We start from the raw sequence: 1975 nt of genomic DNA, 5'->3' as shown, positions 1-1975 counted from the left end.
CTTGGCGGCCTGGCTGCTGGCGCTGACTACGACGGGCATCAACGGCTTCACCAATGTCGCGCACTGGTACGCCGAGCCGATCGTCTTCGAGAAGGTCGTGCTCTACACGATGCTGTTCGAAGTGGTCGGTCTCGGTTGCGGGTTCGGGCCACTGAACAACCGGTTCTTCCCGCCGATGGGCTCGATCCTGTACTGGTTGCGACCCGGCACCATCCGGCTGCCACCGTGGCCTGGCCGCATTCCGTTCACGAAGGGGGATAGCCGCACACCGTTCGACGCGCTGCTCTACGGCACGTTGCTGGTGCTGCTCGTCATAGCGATCTTCTCCGATGGCGCCGGCCCGATGCCCGCGCTCGGCACCACGGTCGGGGTGCTGCCGGCATGGCAGATCTGGGCAGTGCTCGGTGTGCTGGCGGTATTGAGCCTGCGCGACAAGGTGATTTTCCTGGCCGCGCGTGGGGAGGTGTACGCCTCGTTCACGGTCGCGTTCCTGTTCGCCGGTCATGGCGTCGATCTGATCCTGGGCGCGAAGCTGGTGTGCCTGGTCATCTGGCTCGGTGCGGCGACATCCAAACTCAACAAGCACTTCCCGTTCGTCATCTCGACGATGATGAGCAACAACCCGATGTTCCGGCCGCGGATCATCAAACGTCAGTTCTTCGAGCACTTTCCGGATGACCTTCGACCGGGCTGGCGCTCACGCTGGCTCGCGCATTTCAGCACGGCCATTGAGGGACTGGTGCCGCTGGTGCTTTTCTTCAGCCATGGCGGCTGGCCTACCGCGATCGCCGCCTTCGTCATGCTGTGCTTCCACTTCGGCATCCTGTCGTCGATTCCGATGGGCGTGCCGCTGGAGTGGAATGTCTTCATGATGTTCAGCGTGCTCGCGCTATTCGTCGGGCACGCCTCGGTCGGACTACATGACCTGACCACACCGCTGCCGCTACTGCTGTTCGCGGTCGTGGCGGGCACCGTCGTGACCGGAAACCTGTTCCCGCGCAAGGTTTCCTTCCTGCCCGGCATGCGCTACTACGCTGGCAACTGGGACACCACGCTGTGGTGCATCAAGCCGTCGGCGGAGGCGAAGATCGCCAACGGCGTCGTCGCTATCGCGAGCATGCCGGCCGCCCAATTGGAGAAGTTCTACGGCAGCAAGGAAGCCGCGCAGATTCCGATGTACATGGGATATGCGTTCCGCGCCTTCAACACTCACGGCCGGGCGCTGTTCACCCTGGCGCATCGGGTGATGGCCGGCCACAACGAGGACGACTACGTCCTGACCGACGGCGAACGCGTCACCAGCACCGCCATCGGATGGAACTTCGGCGACGGGCACTTCAGCAACGAGCAGTTGGTTGCGGCTCTGCAGAAGCGCTGCCACTTCGAACCGGGTGAAGTGCGTGTGGTGATGCTCGATGCCCAGCCTATTCATCGTCAGACCCAGCAGTACCGGCTGGTGGACGCCGCCACCGGTGAGTTCGAACGCGGCTACGTCCGGGTCGCCGACATGGTGACTCGCCAGCCGTGGGCCGACGATGTCCCGGTGTACGTTAAGTCGAATGTCACGCCAGCGTGAGGGCGAAGGCCGAGCGCCACGCTGATGTGACGCTCGGCCAAGTGGGGCTAGGCTCCCGCGCGAACTTCCTTGGTCGCAGCGACCAGGTTGGCCAACGACGCGTTGACCTCGTCGGAGTTGCGGGTCTTCAGGCCGCAGTCCGGGTTGACCCAAAGCCGCTCAGCCGGAACGGCTTTCAGCGCAGCACGCAGCGACGTGGCAATCTCGTCGGTGCTCGGCACCCTCGGCGAGTGGATGTCGTAGACACCCGGCCCGACGCTGTTGGAGAAGCCGATCGAATTCAGGTCGTCGAGCACCTCCATGTGCGAGCGGGCCGCCTCGATCGAGGTGACGTCGGCGTCCAGGTCGGCGATCGCGCCGATGACCTCACCGAACTCCGAGTAGCACAGGTGCGTGTGG

1 protein-coding gene and 1 pseudogene are annotated in these 1975 nt (G+C 64.1%); one reads left to right on the top strand and one right to left on the bottom strand.

Annotation, left to right across the window (positions count from 1 at the left end):
- On the top strand, positions 1–1576 hold a 1576-nt coding region (locus VGH54_RS12395), incomplete at its 5' end, for a DUF3556 domain-containing protein (protein WP_331512293.1).
- A 47-nt stretch (positions 1577–1623) separates the two neighbouring features.
- Here VGH54_RS12395 and VGH54_RS12390 read toward each other — a convergent pair.
- Positions 1624–1975 (bottom strand): annotated as a pseudogene (locus tag VGH54_RS12390) (5-methyltetrahydropteroyltriglutamate--homocysteine S-methyltransferase); the annotation flags it as partial.

Origin of the sequence: Mycobacterium sp., from assembly GCF_036488105.1 — a bacterium.
GTDB lineage: Bacteria > Actinomycetota > Actinomycetes > Mycobacteriales > Mycobacteriaceae > Mycobacterium.
Note: the sequence above shows the minus strand (reverse complement) of the source record. Positions and strands in the feature narration are given on the sequence as shown.